2 protein-coding genes are annotated in these 2,519 nt (G+C 64.2%); one reads left to right on the forward strand and one right to left on the reverse strand.

Annotated features, from left to right (window positions below):
- Positions 1-258: 258 nt before the first annotated feature.
- Complete coding sequence (locus tag CQ020_RS23900; RefSeq protein ID WP_105694317.1) at positions 259-1,266, forward strand: HAD-IIA family hydrolase; 1,008 nt, start codon at positions 259-261, stop codon at positions 1,264-1,266.
- Between the two features lie 89 nt (positions 1,267-1,355).
- Here the strand turns inward: CQ020_RS23900 and CQ020_RS23905 are convergent, their stop codons facing one another.
- Positions 1,356-2,096 (reverse strand): DUF5134 domain-containing protein, encoded by a 741-nt coding sequence (locus CQ020_RS23905; protein WP_146116701.1) that lies wholly within the window; start codon positions 2,094-2,096, stop codon positions 1,356-1,358.
- Between the last annotated feature and the right edge of the window lie 423 nt (positions 2,097-2,519).

A 2,519-nucleotide genomic window follows, 5' to 3' on the forward strand; every position in this document is an offset into this window, starting at 1 on the left:
TGTTGCTGGTGGCGCTATTTATGGTGCTGAGGATCCTGCGCTGGCCGCGAAGGCCCTCCGCAACGCCATCGTCTAACTCTTTCCACAGACCGTGGCGTCCCGCCATCTACAGGGGTTGCGGGACGTCACAACTACGGCTGCGGGCCCTGGAATATCAGGGTCCGCAGCCGTTCATTTTTGTCGGCGGCAGACCCGTCGCTCTTGACACGAACTTTGAGGGAGGAAGCATCATGAGCTCAACAAAGAGGGGTGCCGTCCATGACTAAGCGGCTGATTGACGGATACGACGGCGTCCTCGCGGACCTCGATGGGGTGGTTTACACAGGACCGCGGGCCATCGACGGGGCCACAGAAGCGCTGGAGAGGCTTGGCGAGGAAGGCAAGCGCTTAGCCTACGTGACTAACAATGCGTCCCGTTCCTCCGAGCAAGTTGCTGCCCACCTTCGTGAGTTGGGAGCCCCAGCCACGGCGGAACAGGTGTTCGGTTCAGCGCTGGCTGGTGCGGAACTCCTGGCCGGGCAAGTCGCTGAAGGCTCAGCAGTGCTGGTGGTCGGCAGCGATTCCCTCGCTGATGCTGTGAGGGCACAGGGGCTCGTGGTGGTCCATTCGGCCGATGACCAACCGGACGCAGTCATCCAAGGGTTCTCGCCCGAACTGGGGTGGAAAGACCTGGCGGAAGCCGCCTACGCCGTGGCCGCGGGCGCAGTATGGGTAGCCACGAACACCGACATGTCACTTCCCCAAGAGCGCGGTTTCGCACCCGGGAACGGAACATTCGTGGCCGCGGTGGCCGCAGCTACCTCGAAAAGGCCATCAGTTGCAGGCAAGCCTGGGCCCGCTCTTTTTGAAACTGCGGCCCGCCATTCAGGTCTGGCCCGTCCGCTGGTGGTGGGTGACCGGCTGGACACGGACATTCTCGGCGGAAACCGGGCAAAAATGGATACCGTGCTCGTCCTGACAGGGGTGGACTCGGTGCACACCGCCTTGGCGGCGCACGTTGATCAGAGGCCGGACTTTCTGATTGGTTCCCTCGCGGAGCTTTACGAGGGGTACCCCACCATAGAACCCGACGGCGTCTCATACTCGTGCGGTGAGGCCGTTGCCACCGCCACCGTCACAACGGTGACGGTCAGCGGACGCGAGGACCACCTCGATAGCTGGCGGGCCGCGTGTGCCGCGTGGTGGGCAATGCATCCCGAGGTGGCGCCTTCGGCCGCACCCGAGGTCAGCTTCACGGTGGCTCTTTCCTTCACGGTGGCTGGCTAGATTTCCCGCACTGGGCTGTGGCTAACTCCGGCTCGTTAACTCACAACACCTCAACGCAGGCTGGCTCCAGGGTTTGGTCCCTGCCTTGTCTAGACGGCGAGGGTGGCGAACATGAGGGCCATGACGATGGCGCCTGCGGCTTCGAGCACATGATCCAGACGGGCGGCGTGCCCTGTGGCCTGTACGTGCCCTGTGGCCTGAACGTGCCCTGGGGTCTGAACGTGCCCTGTGGCCTGAACATGCGCAGTGGCCTGAACATGCCCTGTGGCCTGATGGGCAGGCCGCCGGTGGCGACGCGCGAGCAGGACCAGGAAGATGACTGCGGCGCTCCCGAAGATCACGGTGAAAGCGATGGCCAGGGCAGCTGTGTGCACGGAAGCTGTTGCAGGGCCGAGCGTTGCGGTGCTGGCGTGGTGTCCGTGGCTGCTCATTCCGGAACCTGCCATTCCAGACCCTGGTATTCCGGAACCTGGCATTCCAGACCCTGTCATGGCGGAGCCGGGTGGCGCCGGCGGGGCTAGGGCGGGGATGGCCATCATAGCGATCATGAGGGCTGCCGCGGCCATGGTGAGGCTGTGATAGAGGCATTTAAGACGGTCCCGGGAACCAGCACAGAAGGATCTGAACTGGGGGCGGGCCACGGCTTGGATGATGAACCAGAGGGCGGCGGCCGCGAGGACGGCGATCTGAGCCAGGGTGATGAAGGCTGCGGCGTCCCAGAGCATGGCCGCCATCAGGGTGTGCATCAGAGCGTGGAGACTGTTGTTAATGCGCTCCGTGGTGCGCCGGGACCGGATGGCCTTCATCGCGTAATGGATTCCGCCGGCCACGAGAACCAGGGTCAGGGTCCAGGGTAAGTGGGGTATTGAACACGTGGATCACGCTCTCACTGGGGATGGCCGGCGGACGATTGCTCGGCGCACGGATGCTGCGGACGATTGCTCGGCGCGCGGATGCTGGCAGACGGTTGCTCGGCCACGAATGCGCGGGCCGGGGTCACGGGGAAGATGGATTCGGTCCCCGGTACGGCTTTGAGCAGCACCGGGGACCGAAGTCTGGTCAGGTTCCCGGTGCCGCTGGAGGCCGCACCGGGAACCGGTTGCCGGGCTGCTCTTAGTCAGCCCGCTCTCTCATGAAGTGGTGCCTGCTTATTGGTTGGTGGTGTGGCAGCAGGTGTCGTCGTTGGTGGTGGGTGTGGTTCCGGTGGGGAGGTTGAGGGTGGGGTTTTGGTTGAAGAAGCCGTGGGGTTCGAG

Origin of the sequence: Arthrobacter sp. MYb23 (genome assembly GCF_002979775.1) — a bacterium.
In the GTDB taxonomy this organism is placed as follows: Bacteria; Actinomycetota; Actinomycetes; order Actinomycetales; family Micrococcaceae; genus Arthrobacter.